Genomic DNA, 22,067 nt, shown 5'->3' with positions numbered 1-22,067 from the left:
CCGATGCCAGCCGCCTTATCTTGACACCCGATAATTTGATCAACGCAGCGCTCGTCGGCATCGATTTCGGCAAGACCGATTTCGAAGCCAGTCTCGAAGAACTCAGTCTTCTCGCCTCCAGCGCGGGGGCCCGTCCCGCCGTCACCCTCACGGGTCGTCGCGCCAGTCCCGATGCCAAGATGTTCATCGGCAGCGGCAAAGCCGAAGAACTCCGGCTCGCCTGCGACGCGCACAACGTCGAAATCGTCATCTTCAACCACGCACTGGCGCCCGCCCAGCAACGTAATCTGGAGCAGGCACTTAACAGGCGTGTGGTCGATCGCACCAGTCTCATCCTCGACATCTTTGCGCAGCGCGCCCGTAGCCACGAAGGCAAGCTGCAGGTCGAACTCGCGCAGCTTCAGTACCTGTCGACGCGACTCATTCGCGCGTGGACCCACCTCGAACGGCAGAAGGGTGGTATCGGCCTGCGCGGCCCTGGCGAAACCCAGCTCGAAACCGACCGTCGGCTGATCGGCGAGCGCATCAAGATGCTGAAGTCGCGGCTCGACCGGCTGCGCCGGCAACACAGCACGCAACGCCGTCAGCGCGCGCGCAGCGGCACGATGTCGGTGTCGCTCGTCGGCTATACGAACGCGGGCAAGTCGACGCTGTTCAATGCGCTGACCAAAGCGCAGGCGTATGCGGCCGACCAGCTGTTCGCCACGCTCGACACGACGTCGCGGCGCGTGTACCTCGGCGACGAGGTCGGCCAGATCGTTGTGTCGGATACGGTCGGGTTCATCCGCGAGTTGCCTCACCAGCTGGTCGCTGCATTCCGTGCGACCCTCGAGGAAACGATTCACGCGGATCTGCTGCTGCATGTGGTCGATGCATCGAGCGCGGTCAGGCTCGAGCAGATCGAGCAGGTCAACGGCGTGCTGCACGAAATCGGCGCGGACACGATCCGTCAGGTGCTGGTGTTCAACAAGATCGACGCCGTACCCGAGCTGGCGGCCCGCGGCGACGCGGTCGAGCGGGACGAATATGGTAATATTTCGCGCGTCTTTTTGAGCGCGCGCACCGGTCAGGGTCTTGATACGTTGCGTGCCGCCATCGCCGAAATCGCCTCCGCGGAACACCTCTCCAGCGCGACGTTACCCAGCGGCGCGCTCGACGGCGCCTCCGCTGAACCACACGAAGACCACACGATTTCCGAACACGGGCGCTAACCGGTCCCGGCCGGTTCGCCGGCGTCTTATCTGGTGAACAAACTCTGGTGAACGAATACAACGAGCGGAGTACCTGGCGGCGGATGCGCGCCTTGCTGTCGATCAACGATCCCCGCTGGGGACGCGGCGAAGGCAATGGCAAAGACGGATCCCGTCCCCGTCCGAACGAATCGAAGCGTCCGCAAGGCGGCGACGGCGATGGTCCGCCCGACCTCGACGAGATGTGGCGCAACTTCAACCGGCGCCTGAATGGCCTGTTCGGCGGCAAGGGCGGCAACGGTTTCCGTCCTGACAACGGGCGAGCCGCGCGAGTCGGCGTAGGCATCGTGATCGGCGTACTGGTCGCGGTCTACGCGGGCAGCGGGCTGTTCGTCGTGCAGGAAGGCCAGACGGGCGTCGTGCTGCAGCTCGGCAAGCTGTCCGGCACGGTCGGCCAGGGCGTGCACTGGCGCGCGCCGTATCCGTTTGCGTCGCACGAGATCGTCGATACGACGCAGGTTCGCTCGATCGAGATCGGCCGCAACAACGTCGTGCGTCTCGCGAACGTGAAGGAAGCAGCGATGCTGACGCGCGATGCCGATATCGTCGACGTGCGCTTCATCGTCCAGTACCGGATCCGTTCCGCGACCGATTACCTGTTCCGCAGCGTCGATCCCGAGCGCAGCGTCTCGCAGGCCGCCCAGGCTGCGGTACGCGCGATCGTCGGTACGCGCAGCGCGGCCGACGTGCTGAACCAGGACCGCGACGCGCTGCGCGAGCAGCTCTCCGCCGCGATCCAGCGCGATCTCGATCGCTACCAGTCGGGGCTCGAGGTGACGGCCGTCACGATGCAGAGCGTTGCGGCGCCCGAGCAGACACAGGCCGCGTATGGCGAAGTCGCCAAGGCGCGTGACGAGCGCGAGGCCGCGAAGCGCGCCGCGCAGGCGTATGCGAACGACCTGCTGCCGAAGGCGCAGGGCGATGCCGCGAAGCTCGTCGACGAAGCAAGGGTGTATGCCGATCGCGTGGTCACGGAAGCCGAAGGCGATGCCGACCGCTTCAAGCAGGTCTATGCGCAGTATTCGAAGGCGCCTGCGGTGATCCGTGAGCGGATGTATCTCGAGACGATGCAGGAAATCTATTCGAACTCGACGAAGGTGTTCGTCGGCAACAAGGGCGGCAACAGCGTCGTGTATCTGCCGCTCGACAAGCTCGTCGAGCAGGGGCGACAAAACGCCGCGGCGTCCAACGGCGCGTCCGCGTCCGCACCCGATGCGGCGTCGGCACCGACCGCCGTCGCGCCGGCTGCAGCGGCACCCGCGAGTGCGGCGTCGGCTGCGGCGGCGTCGGGCAACGACGTGCTGCGATCGCGCGAAGCGTTTCGCAGCCGGTCGCGCGAAGACGATACGAAGTAACGGGGAGCGCAGAACATGAACCGAATCATTGCGCTCGTCGTCGCAATCGTGATCGTTGCCTTCGCGGCATCCTCGACAGTCCTTACCGTCGATCCGCGCCATGCAGCCGTGCTGTCGGGGCGCGACGGCGCGCAGCCCGAGCTGGCGGGGCCCGGCATCCATTTCAAATTGCCGCCGCCGCTGCAGACGGCCACGCTGATCGACACGCGCCTGCAATCGCTCGAGTCGTCGGATCCGCTGCAACTGGCAACGGAAGACAAGCACGACCTGCTCGTCGCCTATGCGGTGAAGTACCGGATCAGCGATCCGATGAAGTATTTCACGGCGACGGGGGGCGACCCGGCGGCAGCGGGCGAACGTCTGGGCGGCGCACTGAAGAGCGCACTCGGCGACGCGTTCGGCAAGCATGCGCTCGACGATGCGCTCGGCGGCCAGCGCGCGATCGCTGATGCGGCCCGCGACGAAGTGAAGGCAAAGGCGTCCGCTTTTGGCGTCGACGTGGTCGATGTCCAGCTGACGCGCGTCGACTTGCCGGCCGCGCAGACCGATGCCGTCTATCAGCGGATGATCGGCGCACTGCGCGATCAGGCGGCACAGGTGCGTGCGCAAGGCACGGCCGACGTCGAGCAGATCAAGGCCGACGCCGAACGCGAGCAGCAGGCCGTGCTCGCGAACGCGTACAAGTCTGCGCAGACGATCAAGGGCGAGGGCGACGCGAAGGCCGCGACGATTGCCGCCGACGCGTTCGGCCGCGATCCGCAGTTCTATCAGTTCTACGCGAGCCTGCAGGCTTACCGGAACACGTTCAAGCGCAACGACATCATCGTCGTCGATCCCGACAGCGAGTTCTTCCGCTTCATGCGCAGTCCGACGGGCGGTGCCGCACCGGCGGCGCCTGCTCCCCGCAAACACTGACTTTGGGGCGCCGCGTCGAGCGGCGCCGTCGCTCGCATGGACCTGGCTGGCTCGTTGTTGCTCGCAGTAGCGCTGATGCTGATCATCGAGGGGGCGTTCCCCTTCGTGTTTCCCGTCGCCTGGCGCGACACGTTTCGTAGAATAGCTGAGCGGCCGCCGCATCATATCCGGATCGGCGGGCTGATCGTGATGGTGCTCGGGCTCATACTGCTGCTGCTCGCTACCTGACCGGGGACCTGATCCGGACGGCGCATCCGCCGTTCGTCCCGCCCGAATTCAGAATTTCCGATTCACATCGCGGCGCGCGTGTCGCGCGCTGTTTCCTGTCGTAGGACCGTACCGATGTCGACCTGGTTACTTCCCGAGAATATCGCCGACGTACTGCCGTCGGAAGCGCGCAAGATCGAGGAGCTGCGCCGCAGGCTGCTCGACCGCTTCCGTTCGTATGGCTACGAAATGGTGATGCCGCCGCTGCTCGAGTATCTCGAGTCGCTGCTGACGAGCGGCGGCGCCGACCTGCGCCTGCGCACCTTCAAGCTGGTCGACCAGTTGTCGGGCCGTACGCTCGGCCTGCGTGCCGACATCACGCCGCAGGTCGCGCGGATCGACGCGCACCTGTTGAACCGCCAGGGCGTGACGCGCCTCTGCTATGCGGGTCACGTGATGCATACGCGTCCGCGCGGCCTGCACGCGACGCGCGAGCAGATCCAGATCGGCGCGGAAATCTACGGGCATGCCGGGCTGGAAGCCGACCTCGAGATCCAGCAACTGATGCTCGATGCGCTGCATCTCGCGGGCCTGTCGCGCATCCGTCTCGACCTCGGCCACGCGGGCGTGCTCGCGGCGCTGCTGGCGCGCGACGCGCAGGCTGCCGAGCGCGGCGAGTCGCTGTATGACGCGCTGTCGGGCAAGGATGTGCCACTGCTGAACGAACTCACCGACGATCTCGGCGCCGATACGCGCGCCGCGCTGCGCGCGCTGCCGCACCTCTATGGCGACGCGAGCGTGCTCGCCGAGGCGCGGACACGCTTGCCGGTGCTGCCGGAAATCACGCGGGCGCTCGACGATCTGGCGCAGCTCGCGGCCCAGGCGAAGGGTGCCGAAGTGGCGATCGATCTCGGCGATCTGCGTGGCTATGCGTATCACAGCGGCGCGATGTTCAGCGCCTACATCGACGGCGTGCCGAACGCGATCGCACGGGGTGGCCGCTACGACCACGTCGGCCAGGCGTATGGCCGTGCCCGTCCGGCCACGGGCTTCTCGCTCGACCTGCGCGAGCTCGCACGGATTTCCCCGGTCGAGGCACGCGGTACCGCGATTCTCGCGCCGTGGGCGCAGGACGACGCGCTGAGCGCAGCCGTTGCGGCGCTGCGCGATGCGGGCGAGGTCGTGATCCAGGCGCTGCCGGGCCACGATCATGTGCTCGACGAGTTCGCCTGCGACCGGTCGCTCGTCGAGCGCGACGGCGCATGGGTGGTCGAACCCCGGTAAACAGGCGTTCGCGGGACGTGCTTCGGCTTGCATATCGTTGAAGCTAAACGGAAAAATTCGGAATCGCCCGCGAACATAGGTAGAATACGTTTTTAACCAGCTAACGAATCAACATGTCTGCCAGCGCAGTGAACGTGACTCCCGGGCGCAATGTCGTCGTCGTGGGAACGCAATGGGGTGATGAAGGCAAGGGCAAGATCGTCGACTGGCTGACGGACCACGCTCAAGGCGTCGTGCGTTTCCAGGGCGGTCACAACGCCGGCCACACCCTCATCATCGGCGGCAAGAAAACGATCTTGCGCCTCATTCCGTCGGGCATCATGCGTGAAGGCGTCGCCTGCTACATCGGCAACGGCGTCGTCCTGTCCCCCGAAGCACTGTTCAAGGAAATTGGCGAGCTGGAAGAGGCCGGCGTGAACGTGCGCGACCGCCTGTTCATTTCCGAAGCCACGACGCTGATCCTGCCGTACCACATCGCGATCGACCAGGCGCGCGAAGCGCGCAAGGGCGCGGGCAAGATCGGCACGACGGGCCGTGGCATCGGCCCCGCGTACGAAGACAAGGTCGGCCGCCGCGCGCTGCGCGTGCAGGACCTGTTCGACGCGAAGACCTTCGCCGACCGCCTGCGCGAAAACCTCGATTTCCACAACTTCGTGCTGACCCAGTACCTGGGTGGCGCGGCCGTCGATTTCCAGGCTACGCTCGACACGATGCTCGGTTATGCCGACCGCCTGAAGCCGATGGTGGCCGACGTGTCGCGCCGCCTGTACGACGCGAACAATGCGGGCCAGAACCTGCTGTTCGAAGGCGCACAAGGCACGCTGCTCGACATTGATCACGGCACCTATCCGTTCGTCACGTCGAGCAACTGCGTCGCAGGTGCGGCGTCGGCCGGCGCGGGCGTGGGCCCGCAGAAGCTCAACTACATCCTCGGCATCACGAAGGCATATTGCACGCGCGTCGGCTCGGGCCCGTTCCCGAGCGAACTGTACGACGCGGACAATCCGCAGCGTCAGGACCAGGTCGGCGTCACGCTCGCCAACGTCGGCAAGGAATTCGGTTCGGTCACCGGCCGTCCGCGCCGCACGGGCTGGCTCGATGCGGCCGCGCTGCGCCGCTCGATCCAGATCAACGGCGTGTCGGGCCTGTGCATGACGAAGCTCGACGTGCTCGATGGTCTCGACGAAGTCAAGCTGTGCGTCGGCTACAAGATCGACGGCAAGGATGCGGACATCCTGCCGCGCGGTGCAGCCGACGTGGCGCGTTGCGAACCCGTGTACGAAACGTTCCCCGGCTGGAAGGAAAGCACGGTCGGCATCAAGACGTGGGAAGCGCTGCCGGCGAACGCGCAGGCTTACCTGACCCGCGTCCAGGAAGTGGCTGGCGTGCCGGTTGACATGGTGTCGACGGGCCCGGACCGCGACGAAACGATCCTGCTCCGCCATCCGTTCAAGGTGTAATTTTCAGATGACGCAGCAAATCACGATGACGGCGGCAGACTTGATGACTGATCCGCGCAACGACGACAAGAACCTGTGGGTAGGCTGGGACGAGTATCACCGTCTCATCGAGCTGCTCGCGCTCCAGGTGCATGCATCGGGCTGGAAGTTCGACCAGATCCTGTGCCTCGCGCGCGGCGGCCTGCGCGTCGGCGATCAACTGTCGCGCATCTACGACGTGCCGCTCGCGATCCTCGCGACGAGTTCGTACCGGGAAGCGGCCGGCACCGAGCAGGGCGACCTCGACATCGCGCAGTACATCACGATGACGCGCGGCAACCTGGCGGGCAACGTGCTGCTGGTCGACGATCTCGTCGATTCGGGCGTCACGCTTGCGCGCGTGCAGGAGCATCTGAAGGAGCGCTATCCGTCCGTGACGGCCGTGCGTTCGGCCGTGCTCTGGTACAAGGGGTGCTCGAAGGTCAAGCCCGACTATCACACGCAGTATCTGCCGACGAATCCGTGGATTCATCAGCCGTTCGAGGAGTGGGACACGGTTCGCCCGCACAACCTCGAGGCGTGGATCAAGCGCGGTCGCGCACAGCGCGACGGTTCGGGCGCGTAAGCGGCCGGCCAATCGAAGGAAAGCCTTGTACGGCGCCGCTTGCGGCGCCGTTTTTCATTGGGACGCCATGTGCGGCGCCGCCGCGCGCGCCGCGGATCCGGTAGGCAGACGGCGCTGCCCCGGCTATGATTGGCAGCCCTGCCACAGCTTGCGCCGGATTGCATGCGTAGCGTGGATCTCGTGGTTCCACGGCAACAGAGCAGGGCGGCGTTTCACGGGGGCGCGAGTAGAATAGCGCTCGTTTTGTCCGACCCGGACCCGATTATTACGCTTCATATGAACGACACGATCCACGCGACCGACGCCGCACAAGCGCCGCATTCGACGCAACAACACTCGATGCGGGCGCTAGCGATAGCAGCCATCGGCGTCGTGTTCGGCGACATCGGCACCAGCCCCTTGTATTCGCTCAAGGAGGCGTTCAGCCCCGCACACGGCATTCCGCTCACCGAAGGATCGATTCTCGGCGTGATCTCGCTGCTGTTCTGGGCAATCATCCTGGTGGTCGGCATCAAGTACCTGCTGTTCGTGATGCGGGCCGACAACAACGGCGAAGGCGGCGTGCTTGCGCTGATGGCGCTGTCGTTGCGGCCGCTCGACTCGAAGACCCGCGTTGCGGGCGCGCTGATGGCGCTCGGGATCTTCGGCGCGTGCATGTTCTACGGGGACGCGGTGATCACGCCGGCGATCTCGGTGATGTCGGCGGTCGAAGGTCTCGAAATCGCGACACCGCACCTGTCCCATCTCGTGCTGCCGATCACGATCGTGATCCTGATCGCGCTGTTCTGGATCCAGCGTCATGGCACCACGCTGGTCGGCAAGCTGTTCGGCCCGATCATGGTGCTGTGGTTCATCGTGATCGCGGCGCTCGGCGTGTACCACATCGTGCGCGTGCCGGGCATCATGGCGGCCATCAACCCGTATTACGCGGCGTCGTTCATGGCCGATCACCTGCTGCAGGCGTACGTGGTGCTCGGCTCGGTCGTGCTGGTGCTGACCGGCGCGGAAGCGCTCTACGCGGACATGGGCCACTTCGGCGCGAAGCCGATCCGCATCGCCGCCTACGGGCTCGTGATGCCGTCGCTCGTGCTGAACTACTTCGGCCAGGGCGCGCTGCTGATCCAGAACCCGAAGGCGATCGAGAACCCGTTCTTCCTGCTGGCACCCGAATGGGGGCTGCTGCCGCTCGTCGTGCTGTCGACGGTCGCGACCGTGATCGCGTCGCAGGCGGTGATCTCGGGCGCGTATTCGCTGACGTCGCAGGCCATCCAGCTCGGCTACGTGCCGCGCATGAAAGTGCTGCATACGTCGGAACTGGCGATCGGCCAGATCTACGTGCCGGTCGTGAACTGGCTGCTGCTGTTCGTGATCCTCTGCATCGTCATCGGCTTCAAGAGCTCCGACAACCTCGCGGCCGCGTACGGCATCGCGGTGACGGCGACGATGGTGATCACGACCGTGCTCGCCGCGGTCGTGATGGTGAAGGTGTGGAACTGGAACCGGCTGCTGGTCGGCGCGATCATCGCCGTGTTCCTCGCGGTCGACCTCGGCTTTTTCGGCGCGAACCTGCTGAAGGTTGCGCAGGGCGGCTGGCTGCCGCTCGGCATCGGCGCGCTGCTGTTCTTCCTGCTGATGACCTGGTACAAGGGGCGTCACATCGTCAAGGAGCGGACGGCTGCCGACGGTATTCCGCTCGAGCCGTTCCTGCAGGGGCTGCTCGCGCACCCACCGCATCGCGTGTCGGGCACCGCGATCTACCTGACCGGCAACGACAAGCTCGTGCCCGTCAGCCTGCTGCACAATCTGAAGCACAACAAGGTGCTGCACGAGCGGACCATTTTCCTCACGTTCGTGACGCGCGACATTCCCTACGTGCGCGACGACAAGCGCCAGACCTCGCGTGATGCGGGCGGCGGGCTGTACATCGTCAGGGCCGAGTACGGCTTCAACGAGACGCCGGACGTGAAGGCCGTGCTCGAGGAATTCGGTCGCATGCACGACATGACGTTCGAGCTGATGGACACGTCGTTCTTCCTCGCGCGCGAAACGGTCGTACCGACGCATCTGCCCGGGATGTCGATCTGGCGCGAGCGCGTGTTCGCGTGGATGCACCAGAATGCCGCGAAGCCGACCGACTTCTTCTCGATTCCGGCGAACCGCGTGGTCGAACTCGGGACGAAGATCGAGATCTGACCGGGCGCGGCGCGCGGGCCGTTCAGCCGCGCGCCGCCGAGTCTGCCGAACAGGCAATCAGGCCGCGATCGTCCGCATCGCCGGCCGCGAACGCAGCCGCATAGCGCTGCGTATCCCGCGCGACCCAATCCAGATAGCCGCGTATCCAGTATCGGCAGCCGTCGACGAGGCCGTGCACGCGCGTGTCGGCATGCTGTGCGAGTGCATCGGCGCACAGGACGAACGCGCTGATTTCCGCGCGCACACGTTCGGCCGTGTAGTCGACGCTTGCCTGCAGCGTATGGCCGCGGGAAGCGTGGATCATCACCATGTTCCGGAACTGCCCGGGCTGGCGCGCTTCGACGCCGATGCTCTGGATGTCGTTGCTCCAGCAGACGATATGGTTCGCGTGCCGGCACAGTGTCTGGATTTCCGGCCGATGAAACGTATCGGGCGGGACGGCGCCGGAATTGGCCGCGTCCGCCAGCGCGAGGCACGGATTCATCCCGCTCGTGTGACGCCGGATCGTTTCGTATTGCTGCACTGCGATCGGCTCGGCCCGCAGGTGGCCGATAATCTGCAGCCCGGCCGTGGTGGCCCACAGGCGCATGCCTTGTGCGAAGCGCGCGAAATGTTCGGCCGACAGGCGCGCGCGCAGGCGCTGACACAGATCGAACCACGCTCGCTCGCCATATACAGGCTGGGGGGATGTACATTCGTAGTCGAGCACATCGATCATCGCGGTCAGATTGCGCAACGTATCAGGGCCTACCGGCTCGACGCGGTCGACGAACAGGTCGTCGACGAGAAAGAACCACACGAAATAATCGGCGAGCGCTTGCAGCAGCGAAGGATCGGCGTTCGGGTAACAGCGCGCGGCGAGCCAGCCGTATCGGGTGCGCGCGACGCGTTCCCGGTAGGCGTCGCTGATGAACATGCCGTATGCGTCGGCCCATTCGAGCATGCGCGATTCGATTCGTTCGACGTGCGGTGAACAGGCACCGGCCCAAGGGACGTCGAAAACGGGAATGCGTAATGCGGCCAGTTCGGTTTTCAGATGGTCGTCTTCCATGGTTCCCCGATCCATTTTTCGCGAATCCGTCCCGGTTCGCCGGCCGGGCGAATACCGGATGCAATGCGTCGCGAATCGACTGCAAAAAGCGAGACTGAAACACGCGAGGCCGGATATTCACGGCGCATCCGAGCGCCGTGGAAAATCCTGCCGCTGAGCTGAAAGATCGCTGCTTGTTACGGAAGCATCAAAATACGGCCGTTCGAAAATTTATTTTATGTACCGATCGTGAAGCGTCAAGAAAACGCATGTCTCAACGCGGATTGTTTAATTCGCCGATTAAACGTGGGGGAATGGTGATGAAAACGCGCATATTCGGTTTTCATCGCGGATATTGAAATGTACGCGACGATTCAATAAAAAAACCCGCCGTAAGGCGGGTTTTTTCGTGCGTCGACGCTCTTCGCGTGCTCAGCGCTTCAGCTTCGCGAACGCCGCGGCCATTGCGCCGGCCGGTTCCGGCTCGCGCGAACGCTGCGGGCGGGCGGCGCCGCGCCCCGCGTTGCCGCGATCCTGGCCACCGCGCGACGGCATGCCGGGCGCTGCCGCGTCGTCGTCGAGGCGCATCGTCAGCGCAATGCGCTGGCGTTTCACATCGACGTCGAGCACCTTCACCTTGACGACCTGGCCCGCCTTCACGACTTCGTGCGGATCCTTGATGAACTTCGTCGACATCGCGGACACGTGGACGAGGCCGTCCTGGTGGACACCGATGTCCACGAACGCGCCGAATGCGGCGACGTTCGTCACGACGCCTTCGAGCGTCATGCCCGGCACGAGATCCGACACTTTTTCGACGCCTTCGCGGAACGTCGCGGTCTTGAATTCGGGGCGCGGATCGCGGCCCGGCTTCTCCAGTTCGGACAGGATGTCGCGCACGGTCGGCAGGCCGAAACGTTCGTCGACAAATTCCGTCGGGGACAGGCCCGACAGCGCTTCGCGGCTGCCGAGCACGTCGTCGATGCGCTTGCTGATCTTCGCGAGCATCCGCTCGACGACCGGATACGCTTCCGGGTGCACCGACGAGCGGTCGAGCGGATTCTCGCCGCCGTTGATGCGCAGGAAGCCGGCGGCCTGTTCGAAAGTCTTGTCGCCGAGGCGCGGGACCTTGCGCAGGTGCTCGCGCGACGGGAACGGGCCGTTCGCATCGCGGTAGTCGACGATGTTGCGTGCGAGTGTCGCGTTCAGGCCCGACACGCGCGCGAGCAGCGGGGCCGATGCCGTGTTCGCGTCGACGCCGACCGCGTTCACGCAGTCTTCGACAACCGCGTCGAGCGAGCGGGCGAGTTCGCGCTGGTTCACGTCGTGCTGGTACTGGCCGACGCCGATCGCCTTCGGCTCGATCTTCACGAGTTCGGCGAGCGGATCCTGCAGGCGGCGCGCGATCGATACGGCGCCGCGCAGCGACACGTCCATTTCGGGGAATTCCTTCGCCGCGAGTTCGGACGCCGAGTAGACCGATGCGCCGGCTTCCGACACGACGATTTTCTGCAGGCGCAGTTCCGGGTGCTTCGCGATCAGTTCGCTCGCGAGCTTGTCGGTTTCGCGCGACGCGGTGCCGTTGCCGATGCTGATCAGCTCGGCCTGCGTCTGCGCGGCGATGCGCGCGAGTTTCGCGATCGAGCCGTCCCAGTCGCGGCGCGGCTCGTGCGGGTAGATCGTGTCGGTCGCGAGCACCTTGCCGGTGCGGTCGACGACCGCGACCTTCACGCCCGTGCGCAGGCCGGGGTCGAGACCGATCACGGCCTTCGGGCCGGCCGGCGCGGCCAGCAGCAGGTCGTTCAGGTTGCGCGCGAACACGCGGATCGCTTCCGTTTCGGCCGTTTCGCGCAATTGCGTGAGCAGCTCGTTCTCGATATGCGGTTGCACCTTCACGCGCCAGCACCAGCGGCAGACATCCGACAGCCATTTGTCGGTCGGGCGGTTCTGGTTCGCGATGCCGAAATGGCGCGCGATCATCGCCTCGCCGGGATGCGGCACCTGCGCGTCGAGCTCTTCGCCGAGGCCGAGCTTGACCGTCAGCACGCCTGCATTACGGGCGCGGAACAGCGCGAGTGCGCGATGCGACGGCACGGTCCTGATCGTTTCCGCGTAGTCGTAATAGTCGCGGAATTTCTCGCCTTCCTCGTTTTCCTTGCCCTCGACGACGGCCGACGACACGACGCCCTGGTTGTGCAGGTAGTCGCGCAGCTTGCCGAGCAGCTCGGCCGTTTCACCGAACTGTTCGGACAGGATGTCGCGCGCACCGTCGAGCGCGGCCTTCACGTCGGCGACGCCCTTGTCGGCGTCGACATAGGCGGCCGCCTCGACCTGCGGGTCGAGCAGCGGATTCGCGAGCAGCGCCTGCGCGAGCGGCTCGAGGCCGGCCTCGCGGGCGATCTGCGCACGCGTGCGGCGCTTCGGCTTGTACGGCAGGTAAAGGTCTTCGAGCACCTGCTTGCTGTCGGCCGTATCGATCGCGGCGCGCAGCTCGTCCGTCAGCTTGCCCTGTTCGTCGATGCTCGACAGGATCGTCGCGCGGCGATCCTCGAGCTCGCGCAGATACAGGAGACGCTCCTCGAGGTTGCGCAGCTGCGTGTCGTCCAGGTTGCCGGTCACTTCCTTGCGGTACCGGGCAATGAACGGAACGGTCGAGCCTTCGTCGAGGAGTTGCACGGCCGCCGCGACCTGGCGCGGCTGGACGGACAGTTCGGTGGCGATGCGCTGTACGATCTTGAGTGCTACGGTTTCCGTCATGTCGTGGATGATCTGCCTGCTGAAATCGCGGCGCGGGCCGGCAGGCCCGAAGCGGCGGGCTGCATGGCGGGCCCGACGGGCCAGATGCCGCGGGTGAGTGAAGCGGGGCATTTTGCCATAAATGGCGGAGCGTCCAGCCGGGGGTGATAGAATTTGACACATGTCCCGCAGCTTTCCTACGACGTTGCCAACTTCCCGAATTTCTCTCGTCGCGCTCGGCGCAGCGCTCGCCGCGGCTTTGTCTGCCGGGCCTTCCGGCGCGTTCGCGCAAGCTTCGGGCGCCACTGCGCCGGCCGCCGCCGCGGCCGCACCGGTGACGGCCACGGCCGCACCGGACTTCGACGCCCGTCAAAAAGTGCTCAATCAACGCTCCGCGGAAAACGATTATCGTTATGCGGTGTCCGAGCATGATTGCTACAGCAAGTTCTTCGTCAATCACTGTCTCGGCAAGGCGCGTGAACAGATGCGCGACGAGCGGGCGAGCATCCGCCAGGAGCAGCTCGCGCTCAACGACGAGCAGCGGGCGGTGCGCGCACAGCAGCGTGACCAGCAGCAGGCGCTGAAGGCGGCGCAGAATGCGGCACAAGCGCCGCAGCGCGCGGCGAACGACGCGGCAAACGCCGCTGCGTTCCGCGACAAGCAGGAGCAGAATGCGCTGAAGCAGGCGCAGCGTGGCGCGGAAGGGCCGCAGCGCGCGGCGAGCAAGCAGGCATACGACCAAAAGCAGGGCGACTTCCAGCACAAGCTCGACCAGGCGCACCAGCAGGCCGCGCAGAAGGCGCAGGAGCGGGCGGACAACGCCACGCGCTACGAGCAGAAGCAGAAGGAAGCTGCGCAGCACAAGGCCGATGTCGAGCAGCGTCAGAAGGAAGCGACCGAAAAGGCGCAGCAGAAGCAACAGCAGGGGCAGTAACGTGTTGGATTGATCCGGAATCAGTCTCGTGCGCGCTGGCACGCCAGCCGGCGCGCTGCTTCGATGAGGAGGCAAACATGCAAAACCGTCTCACGGAACAGCAGCAGGAATTGCACAACCGTTTGGCTGCATTGCAGGAGCAGCACCAGCAGCTCGCTCGGGAGATCGAGCTGAAGGAAGGACACTCCGACATCGACGACATCACGCTGCACCGGCTGAAGAAGGAAAAGCTGGCGGCCAAGGACAAAATCATTTTGCTGCAATCGCAGCTGGAACCGGATAAGCGCGCCTGAGCGCGGCCTGGCAAGCGCCGGCGCCGCCCGGGCGCTGGACACAGGAACGCTTGCCTTGAATTCTCCGCTTGAAGCCACCCCCGATGCCCGGCGCGACGTGTCGTCCGCCGGGCGCGCACGTGCGCCCGAAGGCACCTTTGAACTGAGCCGCAAGCGCGTCGACGAACTCGATACGATCTTCGGCGAAGGCGGATTGCTGGCGCGTGCGCTCGACGGCTATCGGCCGCGTACGTCGCAGATCGAGATGGCGCGCGCCGTCGCGTCCGCGATGGAAGCGTCCGCGCGCCGGATGCCCGAACCCGAGATCTTCGAAACCCGCAAGCGGCCGGCGCGTCGCCTCGGCGACGGTGACAAGGCGGCCGAACCGGGCGTGGACGCCGCCACGCCAGCCGAAACCGATAACGACGCGGCCGACAACACGCTGATCGTCGAGGCCGGTACGGGTACCGGCAAGACCTATGCGTACCTTGTGCCCGCGATGCTGTGGGGCGGTAAGGTGATCGTGTCGACCGGTACGAAACACCTGCAGGACCAGCTGTTCCAGCGCGACATCCCGACCGTGCGCAACGCGCTCGCGGTGCCGGTGTCGGTGGCGATGCTAAAGGGGCGGTCGAACTACCTGTGCCATTACTACCTGCAACGCACGGCCGACAACGGCCGCCTGCCGTCGCGGCAGGATACGGCCTATCTGCAGGAAATCGTCCGTTTCGCGAAGATCACGAAGAGCGGCGACAAGGCCGAGCTCGCGAGCGTGCCGGAAACGGCGCCCGTGTGGTCGATGGTCACGTCGACGCGCGACAACTGCCTTGGCCAGGAATGCCCGCATTACAAGGAATGCTTCGTGATGCAGGCGCGGCGCGAGGCGCAGCAGGCCGACGTCGTCGTCGTCAACCACCACCTGTTCTTTGCGGACATCATGCTGCGCGATACAGGGATGGCCGAGCTGCTGCCGAACGCGAACACGGTCATCTTCGACGAAGCGCACCAGTTGCCGGAAACGGCGACGCTGTTTTTCGGCGAGACGCTGTCGACGACGCAGATTCTCGAGCTCGCACGCGACACGGTGGCAGAAGGCCTGAGCCATGCACGCGACGCGGTCGAATGGGTGAAGCTCGGCGGCGATCTCGAGCGCGCGGCGCGCGACTTGCGCCTTGCGTTCGCGAACGACCAGATCGTGCGCATGTCGCTCGCCCAACTCGGCGACGATCACCCGATGTTCGGCGCGCTCGACGCGCTCGAGGCTGCGCTCGACGCGCTTGCGTCGGCGCTTGCAAGCCAGGCCGAACGGGCGGAATCGCTCGGTGCGTGCCTGCGGCGTGCACGTGAGCTGCAGGACCTGCTGGCCGGCTGGGTCGCGCCCGGCGCGACGGAAGCGGCCGCGAAGGCCGACGCGGCGGCGGCCGGCGACAAGGCGGCATCCGACGGCGATCCGAACGAGAAGGTGCGCTGGGTCGAAGTGTTCGCGCATACGGTCCAGTTGCACGAAACGCCGCTGTCGGTCGCGCCGATCTTTGCCAAGCAGCGCGCGGGCGTGCCGCGTGCGTGGGTGTTCACGTCGGCCACGCTGTCGGTGCGCGGCGATTTCACGCACTACGCGGCACAGATGGGCCTCAGCTCGCGTCGCTCGATGACGCTCGCGAGCCCGTTCGACTACCAGTCGCAAGGGCTGCTGTACGTGCCGCGCAACCTGCCGCAACCGTCTTCTCCGGCGTTTACCGATGCCGTCTTCGACGCCGCGCTGCCGGCGATCGAGGCGTCCGGTGGCGGCGTGTTCATGCTGTGCACGACGCTGCGCGCGGTCGACCGGATCGCGTCGAAGCTGCGCGACGTGATCGAATCGCGCGGCTGGAACACGCCGCTGCTCGTGCAGGGCGATGCGAGCCGCACCGAACTGCTCGACCGTTTCCGTGCGTACGGCAACGCGATCCTGGTCGGCAGCCAGAGTTTCTGGGAAGGCGTCGACGTGCGTGGCGATGCGCTGTCGCTCGTCGTGATCGACAAGCTGCCGTTCGCGCCGCCGGACGATCCGGTGCTGGCCGCGCGGCTCGATGCGCTGACGAAGAAGGGGCTGAGCCCGTTCGCCGTGCACCAGTTGCCGCAGGCCGTGATCACGCTGAAGCAGGGCGCGGGCCGGCTGATTCGCGCGGAGACGGATCGCGGCGTGCTGATGATCTGCGACACGCGGCTCGTCGACAAGCCCTACGGGCGCCGGATCTGGCAGAGCCTGCCGCCGTTCAAGCGGACCCGCGAGATCGCGGTCGTCCAGGACTTCTTCGACGAGCACCGTTCGGCAAAGCGCACGTGACGGCGCGCGCGGCGATCGCCGCGCGATCGCACCGGCGCCGCCTGAACGCGGCGCCAATAAAAAACCCGGCTCGATGGCCGGGTTTTTTGCGCGTGCAGCGGGCGCTGCACGGTGCTTTCGTCAGAACTGCCACCACGACTTCTTCGCGCCGGGGCGCGAGTGGCCCGTGACGTACGGGCTGTCGGGGAACGTGCCTGCGAGCACGCGCTTCGTGTCCTCGGCGAGTTCCGGCTGGTTCAGCTTGCCGTACGACAGGATCATGATGTGCAGCGCGTCCTCGATCGCCGGGGCACCCTTGTAGTCCTTGATCGCGAGCTGCGCGCGGTTGATGGCCGCGACGTAGGCGCCGCGCCGGTAGTAGTAGTCGGCCGCGTGCACTTCGTGCGACGCGAGCGCGTTGACGATGTAGCGCATCCGCGCGGCGGCGTCGGGCGCGTACTTGCTCTTCGGGAAGCGGTCGACGACGACCTTGAACGCATCGTACGATTCGCGCAGTGCCTGCGGATCGCGCTCGCTCATGTCCTGACCGGAGAACCGGCCGAACAGGCCGAGATCGTCGTTGAAGTGGATCATCCCCTTCAGGTAGTACGCGTACGGGATATCCGGATGATCGGGGTGGAGCTGGATGAAGCGGTCGACGGCCTGGTCAGCGGCTGCCGCTTCGTTGTCCTTCCAGTTGCAGTATGCAACGTTGATCTGTGCCTGCTGCGCGAAATGACCGAACGGATCGCGGCCTTGCAGCGACTCGAAATATTTCGCGCACTTGCCCCAGTCGCCGCCGGACAGTGCGTCCTGGGCCTCTGAGTATAATTTGTTATTCGACCAGGTAGCCGTCTCGTCCTGCTTCTGCGGCAAGCCGTGGCAGCCGGCGATGAGGGCCGCGGCCGCTACCGCCGCAGCCCGGGCGGCGACGGTTCTGGCCGTACGTTTGGTCGAATTCATCATGCTCGCATGTCCTAGCTTCAAGTCTCGGTGACCCAGTCTAAATGACCCGTTCAAGTTCGCAGAATGCCCAGCCGGGCACACCAAATCGCGAAGATTATAGCCCAAGCGATCGGCCCGCCGACGCTGCGTCGGGGGATTCCCTCGATGACGATCTGGCTGGCGACGCAATGCAGCCGCCCGTCGTGCCGTCCGCGGCGGTCGACGACGCGCCGCGCGTCGTCGAAGTGCCGCTGTCGCTCGCGGGTGAACGCCTCGACAAGGCGCTCGCCCAACTGTTCCCCGAATTCTCGCGCAGCCGCCTGCAGAGCTGGATCGAGGCGCAGCGCGTGCTCGTCGACGGCGCACCGGCGAAGATCCGCCAACCGGTGCCGCTCGGCGCGAAGGTCGAGCTCGTGCCCGACCTGCTCCCCGAGCAGCTCGCCTTTACGCCGGAGCCCGTGCCGCTCGACGTGATCTACGAGGACGACGCGCTCGTCGTGATCAACAAGCCGGCCGGCCTCGTCGTGCATCCGGCTGCCGGCAACTGGAGTGGCACGATCCTCAACGGGCTGCTGCATCGCTACGGCGACGCGGCGGCCGGCCTGCCGCGCGCGGGCATCGTCCACCGGCTCGACAAGGAAACGTCCGGCCTGATGGTGGTGGCCCGTACGCTGGCCGCGCAGACCGACCTCGTGCGCCAGTTGCAGGCCCGCACGGTGAAGCGCCGCTATTTCGCGCTCGTGTGGGGCACGATGCCCGAGGAAGGCACGATCGACGCGCCGATCGGCCGCGATCCGCGCGAACGCACACGCATGGCCGTCGTCACCGGCGCATCGGGCAAGCCCGCGCGCACGCATTTCCGCACGGTTGACACATGCCTGTGGCAACGTCAGCCGGTTTCGGCGATCCAGTGCGATCTCGAGACCGGTCGCACGCACCAGATCCGCGTGCATTGCGCGCATGCCGGGCACCCGCTGCTCGGCGACCCCGTGTACGGGCGGGCGCGCGGCAAGCGCTCGGTCGCGCCGTTGCCGGACGGTTTCGCGCGACAGGCGCTGCATGCATGGCGGCTCGGTCTCGTGCATCCGGTCACGGGCAAGTCGATGCAATGGCGCTGCCCGCTGCCGGACGACATGAACGCACTCATCGCGGCGCTCGGCTTCGGGCAGGGTGACGAGGAATTCGACGACGATGACGGTGTCTACGACGATGACGATTTCGGCGGCGAGTATCACGACGATGAGCCGTACCTGGACGATGAGGAGGAGTGAGTGCCGATGACGAACCTGGCGCCGTTGACGTGGCAGGACTGCGTCCAGCCCGACTGGCAGGTGTCGCCGCGCGTGCGCGCGCTGATCACGACGCGCGACGGCGGGGTGAGCGAAGGCCCGTACGGGCGCTGGCAGGGCGCAGAAGCGTTGCCGGGCGGGATGAATCTCGGCCTGCATACCGGTGACGACCCGGCTCATGTCGCCGGGAATCGCGCGCGCTTGCTCGCGCTGGCGGGCCAGTCGAGCGCCGCCTGGCTCGAGCAGGTTCACGGCGCGCAGATCGTGCACGCGGACGAGGTGATCGCGGCGGCACCCGCGGCTGCGGCGCCGGTGCAGGCCGACGCGAGTGTCACTGACCGTGCAGGGGCTGTCTGCGTCGTGATGGTCGCGGATTGCCTGCCCGTGCTGCTGTGCGACACGCAAGGCCGCGCCGTCGGCGCCGCGCATGCGGGCTGGCGCGGGCTGGCGGCCGGCATCGTCGAGCAGACCGCGGCGCGTGTCGCGGCACTCGCGGGCGGCGCGACGGACGCGCTTCATGCTTACCTCGGGCCGGCGATCGGCCCGCGGGCGTTCGAGGTCGGCGCCGACGTGCGTGACGCGTTTCTCGACACGGCCCCGCAGTCGGAGCATGATGAAACCCGGCTTGCGTTCGTCGCGATCGATGGCGCGCCCGGCAAGTTCCTGGCCGATCTCTATGCGCTCGCGCGCTTGCGTCTTGCGCGTGCGGGTGTTGCGCACGTGAGCGGCGGGACGGCCTGCACGGTCACCGAACAGGCGCGCTTCTATTCGTACCGGCGCGATCGCGTGACGGGCCGCATGGCGGCGGCGATCTGGCTGGCCGATTGACGGGATGCGCATGCGCGAGGCATTTGCTGCGCCGCAAAATCGGGTTATCTCGGTATTTCGGCGGCTATGCCGCGCCGCATGCGCGACTGAATGAAAAATCGCGAAGTCAAGTCAATCAAAATGTTTTATGTTTCGCCGGAACCCTTGTCCCGCCTGTTGCGCGAGGATTATCTCCGTGCGGAAATGTTCAGCGGTTTGACATGGCGCTTCACATGGGGAAAACGATAATGATAAAAATACCGCACTGCGGCAGAATCTGGAGACGCCTCTCCAGAGCATGACGGCCCGGCTCGCAGCCGGCATGCCGCGCGCGAGCAGGATTTCACGATAGACGCTCACGAATCACCGGTAAGGCAGGTAATGACAGCATCGAAAAAATCGTCGACGTCCGCTCAGGCGGGCACTTCCACGGGCAGCATTGGTTTCGATCCGGCCGCCCAGCCGATGCAGCAGATGTTCGAGTCGTGGTTGAACGCGTGGCGCGGTTTTGCAGATCCGGCACGTGCCGCGACTGCGTCGGCCACCGTGAATCCGTTCGCGACATTCCAGTTCCCGACATCATTCCCGTTCCAGGTGCCGTCGATGCCCGATTTCGGCGCGATGGCGTCGCCGTTCGCCGGGCTGAAGCTGCCGGCCGCCGCGATTCCGCCCGAGCGGCTGCAGGCGTTGCAGGCCGACTATGCGCGCGATTGCATGGCGCTGATGCAGCAGGCAGCCGCCGCGAAGCTCGAGTCGCCCGAACTGAAGGACCGCCGCTTCAGCGGCGATGCGTGGAAGGCGTCGCCGGCGCATGCGTTCGCGGCGGCCTGGTATCTGCTCAACGCGCGCTATCTGCAGGAACTGGCCGACGCGCTTCAGACCGATCCGAAGACGCGCGAGCGGATTCGTTTCACGGTCCAGCAGTGGACGGCCGCGGCCGCGCCGAGCAACTTCCTCGCACTCAATCCCGACGCACAGAAATCGATCCTCGAGACGCAGGGCGAAAGCCTGCGGCAAGGGATGATGAACCTGCTCGGCGACCTGCAGCGCGGCAAGATTTCGCAGACCGACGAATCGCAGTTCGTGGTCGGCAAGAACCTCGGGTGTACTGAAGGCGCGGTCGTCTACGAGAACGACCTGATCCAGCTGATCCAGTACACGCCGAAGACGGACAAGGTGTTCGAGCGGCCGCTGCTGATCGTCCCGCCTTGCATCAACAAGTTCTACATCCTCGACCTGCAGCCCGAGAATTCGCTCGTCGCGCACGCGCTGTCGAACGGTCATCAGGTGTTCCTCGTGTCGTGGCGCAACGCGGATGCATCGGTCGCGCACAAGACGTGGGACGACTACATGAACGAAGGGCTGCTCGCGGCGATCGACGCCGTGCAGCAGGTGAGCGGCCGCGAGCAGATCAACACGCTCGGTTTCTGCGTCGGCGGCACGATGCTCGCGACCGCGCTCGCGGTGCTCGCCGCGCGTGGCGAACATCCGGCCGCGTCGATGACGCTGCTCACCGCGATGCTCGACTTCAGCGACACCGGCATTCTCGACGTGTTCGTCGACGAGGCACACGTGCAGATGCGCGAGCAGACCATCGGCGGCAAGAACGGCACGCAGCCGGGGCTGATGCACGGCGTCGAGTTCGCGAACACGTTCTCGTTCCTGCGTCCGAACGATCTCGTGTGGAACTACGTCGTCGACAACTACCTGAAGGGCCGCACGCCGGCGCCGTTCGACCTGCTGTACTGGAACAGCGATTCGACGAGCCTGCCGGGCCCGATGTACGCGTGGTACCTGCGCAATACCTATCTCGAGAACAAGTTGCGCGAGCCGGGCGCGTTGACCGTGTGCGGCGAATCGGTCGACCTGACGCTGATCGACGTGCCGACCTTCATCTACGGCTCGCGCGAGGATCACATCGTGCCGTGGCAGACGGCTTATGCATCGACGTCGATCCTGTCGGGCCCGCTGAAGTTCGTGCTCGGCGCGTCGGGGCACATCGCGGGCGTGATCAATCCGCCGGCGAAGAAGAAGCGCAGCTATTGGGTCAACGACAGCGCCCTGCCCGAATCGGCGGACGACTGGTTCGCCGGTGCGGCCGAGCAGCCGGGAAGCTGGTGGACGACCTGGGTCGAATGGCTCGGCGAGTACGGTGGCCGCAAGGTGGCGCCGCCCGCCCAGCCCGGTACCGCGCAGTTCCCGGTGATCGAGCCGGCGCCGGGGCGTTACGTGTTGCAGCGCGATTGACGAAAACCGGACAGCGGCGCACGCTGTCCGGAGCACCGCAGTTTTTTAACAGGGCCGGTAGCGATGCGCCGTGTCGTGCGGGCCTGGAGGAAAGGGAAATGACGGACGTAGTGATCGTATCGGCCGCGCGTACCGCGGTCGGCAAATTCGGCGGTTCGCTTGCGAAGATTGCGGCGCCGGAGCTGGGCGCGACGGTGATCCGCGCGGTGCTGGAGCGTGCGGGCGTGAAGCCCG

The 22,067-nt window shown here is 65.9% G+C and carries 17 protein-coding genes and 1 pseudogene; 15 read left to right on the top strand and 3 right to left on the bottom strand.

The genetic code is table 11. From position 1 onward, the window contains the following. Nucleotides 1-35: 35 nt before the first annotated feature. The 8 genes from hflX (at nucleotide 36) to HAV18_RS37270 (ending at nucleotide 9,268) form a co-directional block, all read left to right on the top strand. Complete coding sequence (gene hflX / locus HAV18_RS37305; protein WP_208102279.1) at nucleotides 36-1,211, top strand: GTPase HflX; 1,176 nt, start codon at nucleotides 36-38, stop codon at nucleotides 1,209-1,211. A gap of 47 nt (nucleotides 1,212-1,258) precedes the next feature. After that, nucleotides 1,259-2,605, top strand: a complete 1,347-nt coding sequence (hflK, locus tag HAV18_RS37300; protein ID WP_166965736.1) for an FtsH protease activity modulator HflK — start codon at nucleotides 1,259-1,261, stop codon at nucleotides 2,603-2,605. A gap of 15 nt (nucleotides 2,606-2,620) precedes the next feature. Continuing rightward, nucleotides 2,621-3,520 carry a protease modulator HflC gene (gene hflC, locus HAV18_RS37295; RefSeq protein ID WP_166965734.1) on the top strand — a complete coding sequence of 300 codons (900 nt, stop codon included), beginning with the start codon at nucleotides 2,621-2,623 and terminating at the stop codon, nucleotides 3,518-3,520. A gap of 36 nt (nucleotides 3,521-3,556) precedes the next feature. Continuing rightward, complete coding sequence (locus HAV18_RS37290; protein WP_011352254.1) at nucleotides 3,557-3,748, top strand: DUF2065 domain-containing protein; 192 nt, start codon at nucleotides 3,557-3,559, stop codon at nucleotides 3,746-3,748. Between the two features lie 114 nt (nucleotides 3,749-3,862). Next, nucleotides 3,863-5,011, top strand: coding sequence for an ATP phosphoribosyltransferase regulatory subunit (locus tag HAV18_RS37285; RefSeq protein ID WP_059687423.1), 1,149 nt, complete (start codon nucleotides 3,863-3,865; stop codon nucleotides 5,009-5,011). Nucleotides 5,012-5,124: 113 nt separating this feature from the next. After that, a complete protein-coding gene (locus HAV18_RS37280) occupies nucleotides 5,125-6,471 on the top strand; it encodes an adenylosuccinate synthase (RefSeq protein ID WP_166965732.1) in 1,347 nt (448 codons plus the stop codon). A 7-nt stretch (nucleotides 6,472-6,478) separates the two neighbouring features. Beyond that, nucleotides 6,479-7,075 (top strand): phosphoribosyltransferase, encoded by a 597-nt coding sequence (locus HAV18_RS37275; RefSeq protein WP_166965730.1) that lies wholly within the window; start codon nucleotides 6,479-6,481, stop codon nucleotides 7,073-7,075. Between the two features lie 276 nt (nucleotides 7,076-7,351). After that, nucleotides 7,352-9,268, top strand: a complete 1,917-nt coding sequence (locus HAV18_RS37270; protein WP_166965728.1) for a potassium transporter Kup — start codon at nucleotides 7,352-7,354, stop codon at nucleotides 9,266-9,268. A 22-nt stretch (nucleotides 9,269-9,290) separates the two neighbouring features. On the opposite strand, the gene HAV18_RS37265 is transcribed toward HAV18_RS37270, so the two are convergent. Further along, a complete protein-coding gene (locus HAV18_RS37265; RefSeq protein ID WP_166965726.1) occupies nucleotides 9,291-10,319 on the bottom strand; it encodes a terpene synthase family protein in 1,029 nt (342 codons plus the stop codon). A 411-nt stretch (nucleotides 10,320-10,730) separates the two neighbouring features. Next, nucleotides 10,731-13,055 (bottom strand): Tex family protein, encoded by a 2,325-nt coding sequence (locus HAV18_RS37260; RefSeq protein WP_166965724.1) that lies wholly within the window; start codon nucleotides 13,053-13,055, stop codon nucleotides 10,731-10,733. A gap of 160 nt (nucleotides 13,056-13,215) precedes the next feature. Between HAV18_RS37260 and HAV18_RS37255 the strand changes: the two genes are divergently transcribed. The 3 genes from HAV18_RS37255 (at nucleotide 13,216) to HAV18_RS37245 (ending at nucleotide 16,566) form a co-directional block, all read left to right on the top strand. Then, complete coding sequence (locus HAV18_RS37255; protein WP_166965722.1) at nucleotides 13,216-13,968, top strand: hypothetical protein; 753 nt, start codon at nucleotides 13,216-13,218, stop codon at nucleotides 13,966-13,968. Nucleotides 13,969-14,045: 77 nt separating this feature from the next. Continuing rightward, nucleotides 14,046-14,261 carry a YdcH family protein gene (locus tag HAV18_RS37250; RefSeq protein WP_034181296.1) on the top strand — a complete coding sequence of 72 codons (216 nt, stop codon included), beginning with the start codon at nucleotides 14,046-14,048 and terminating at the stop codon, nucleotides 14,259-14,261. Between the two features lie 55 nt (nucleotides 14,262-14,316). Next, on the top strand, nucleotides 14,317-16,566 hold the full coding sequence (locus tag HAV18_RS37245) for an ATP-dependent DNA helicase (protein WP_166965719.1): 2,250 nt from the start codon (nucleotides 14,317-14,319) through the stop codon (nucleotides 16,564-16,566). A gap of 120 nt (nucleotides 16,567-16,686) precedes the next feature. Here the strand turns inward: HAV18_RS37245 and HAV18_RS37240 are convergent, their stop codons facing one another. Continuing rightward, nucleotides 16,687-17,511, bottom strand: a complete 825-nt coding sequence (locus HAV18_RS37240; protein WP_011549700.1) for an outer membrane protein assembly factor BamD — start codon at nucleotides 17,509-17,511, stop codon at nucleotides 16,687-16,689. A 41-nt stretch (nucleotides 17,512-17,552) separates the two neighbouring features. On the opposite strand from HAV18_RS37240, the gene HAV18_RS37235 reads away from it, so the two are divergent. The 4 genes and pseudogenes from HAV18_RS37235 to HAV18_RS37220 all read left to right on the top strand — a co-directional run. Next, nucleotides 17,553-18,761, top strand: coding sequence for an RluA family pseudouridine synthase (locus HAV18_RS37235; RefSeq protein WP_166965717.1), 1,209 nt, complete (start codon nucleotides 17,553-17,555; stop codon nucleotides 18,759-18,761). 6 nt (nucleotides 18,762-18,767) lie between these two features. Further along, entirely contained in the window at nucleotides 18,768-19,607 is an 840-nt protein-coding gene (gene pgeF, locus HAV18_RS37230) for a peptidoglycan editing factor PgeF (RefSeq protein ID WP_166965715.1), read from the top strand. Nucleotides 19,608-19,967: 360 nt separating this feature from the next. Then, nucleotides 19,968-21,833 carry an alpha/beta hydrolase gene (locus HAV18_RS37225; RefSeq protein WP_166965713.1) on the top strand — a complete coding sequence of 622 codons (1,866 nt, stop codon included), beginning with the start codon at nucleotides 19,968-19,970 and terminating at the stop codon, nucleotides 21,831-21,833. 98 nt (nucleotides 21,834-21,931) lie between these two features. Then, nucleotides 21,932-22,067, top strand: a pseudogene (locus tag HAV18_RS37220) (acetyl-CoA C-acetyltransferase); the annotation flags it as partial.

It is taken from the genome of Burkholderia sp. D-99, from assembly GCF_011605345.1.
In the GTDB taxonomy this organism is placed as follows: Bacteria; Pseudomonadota; Gammaproteobacteria; order Burkholderiales; family Burkholderiaceae; genus Burkholderia.
The sequence above is the reverse complement of the archived record's forward strand: the minus strand, read 5'-3'. Positions and strand labels throughout refer to the sequence as shown.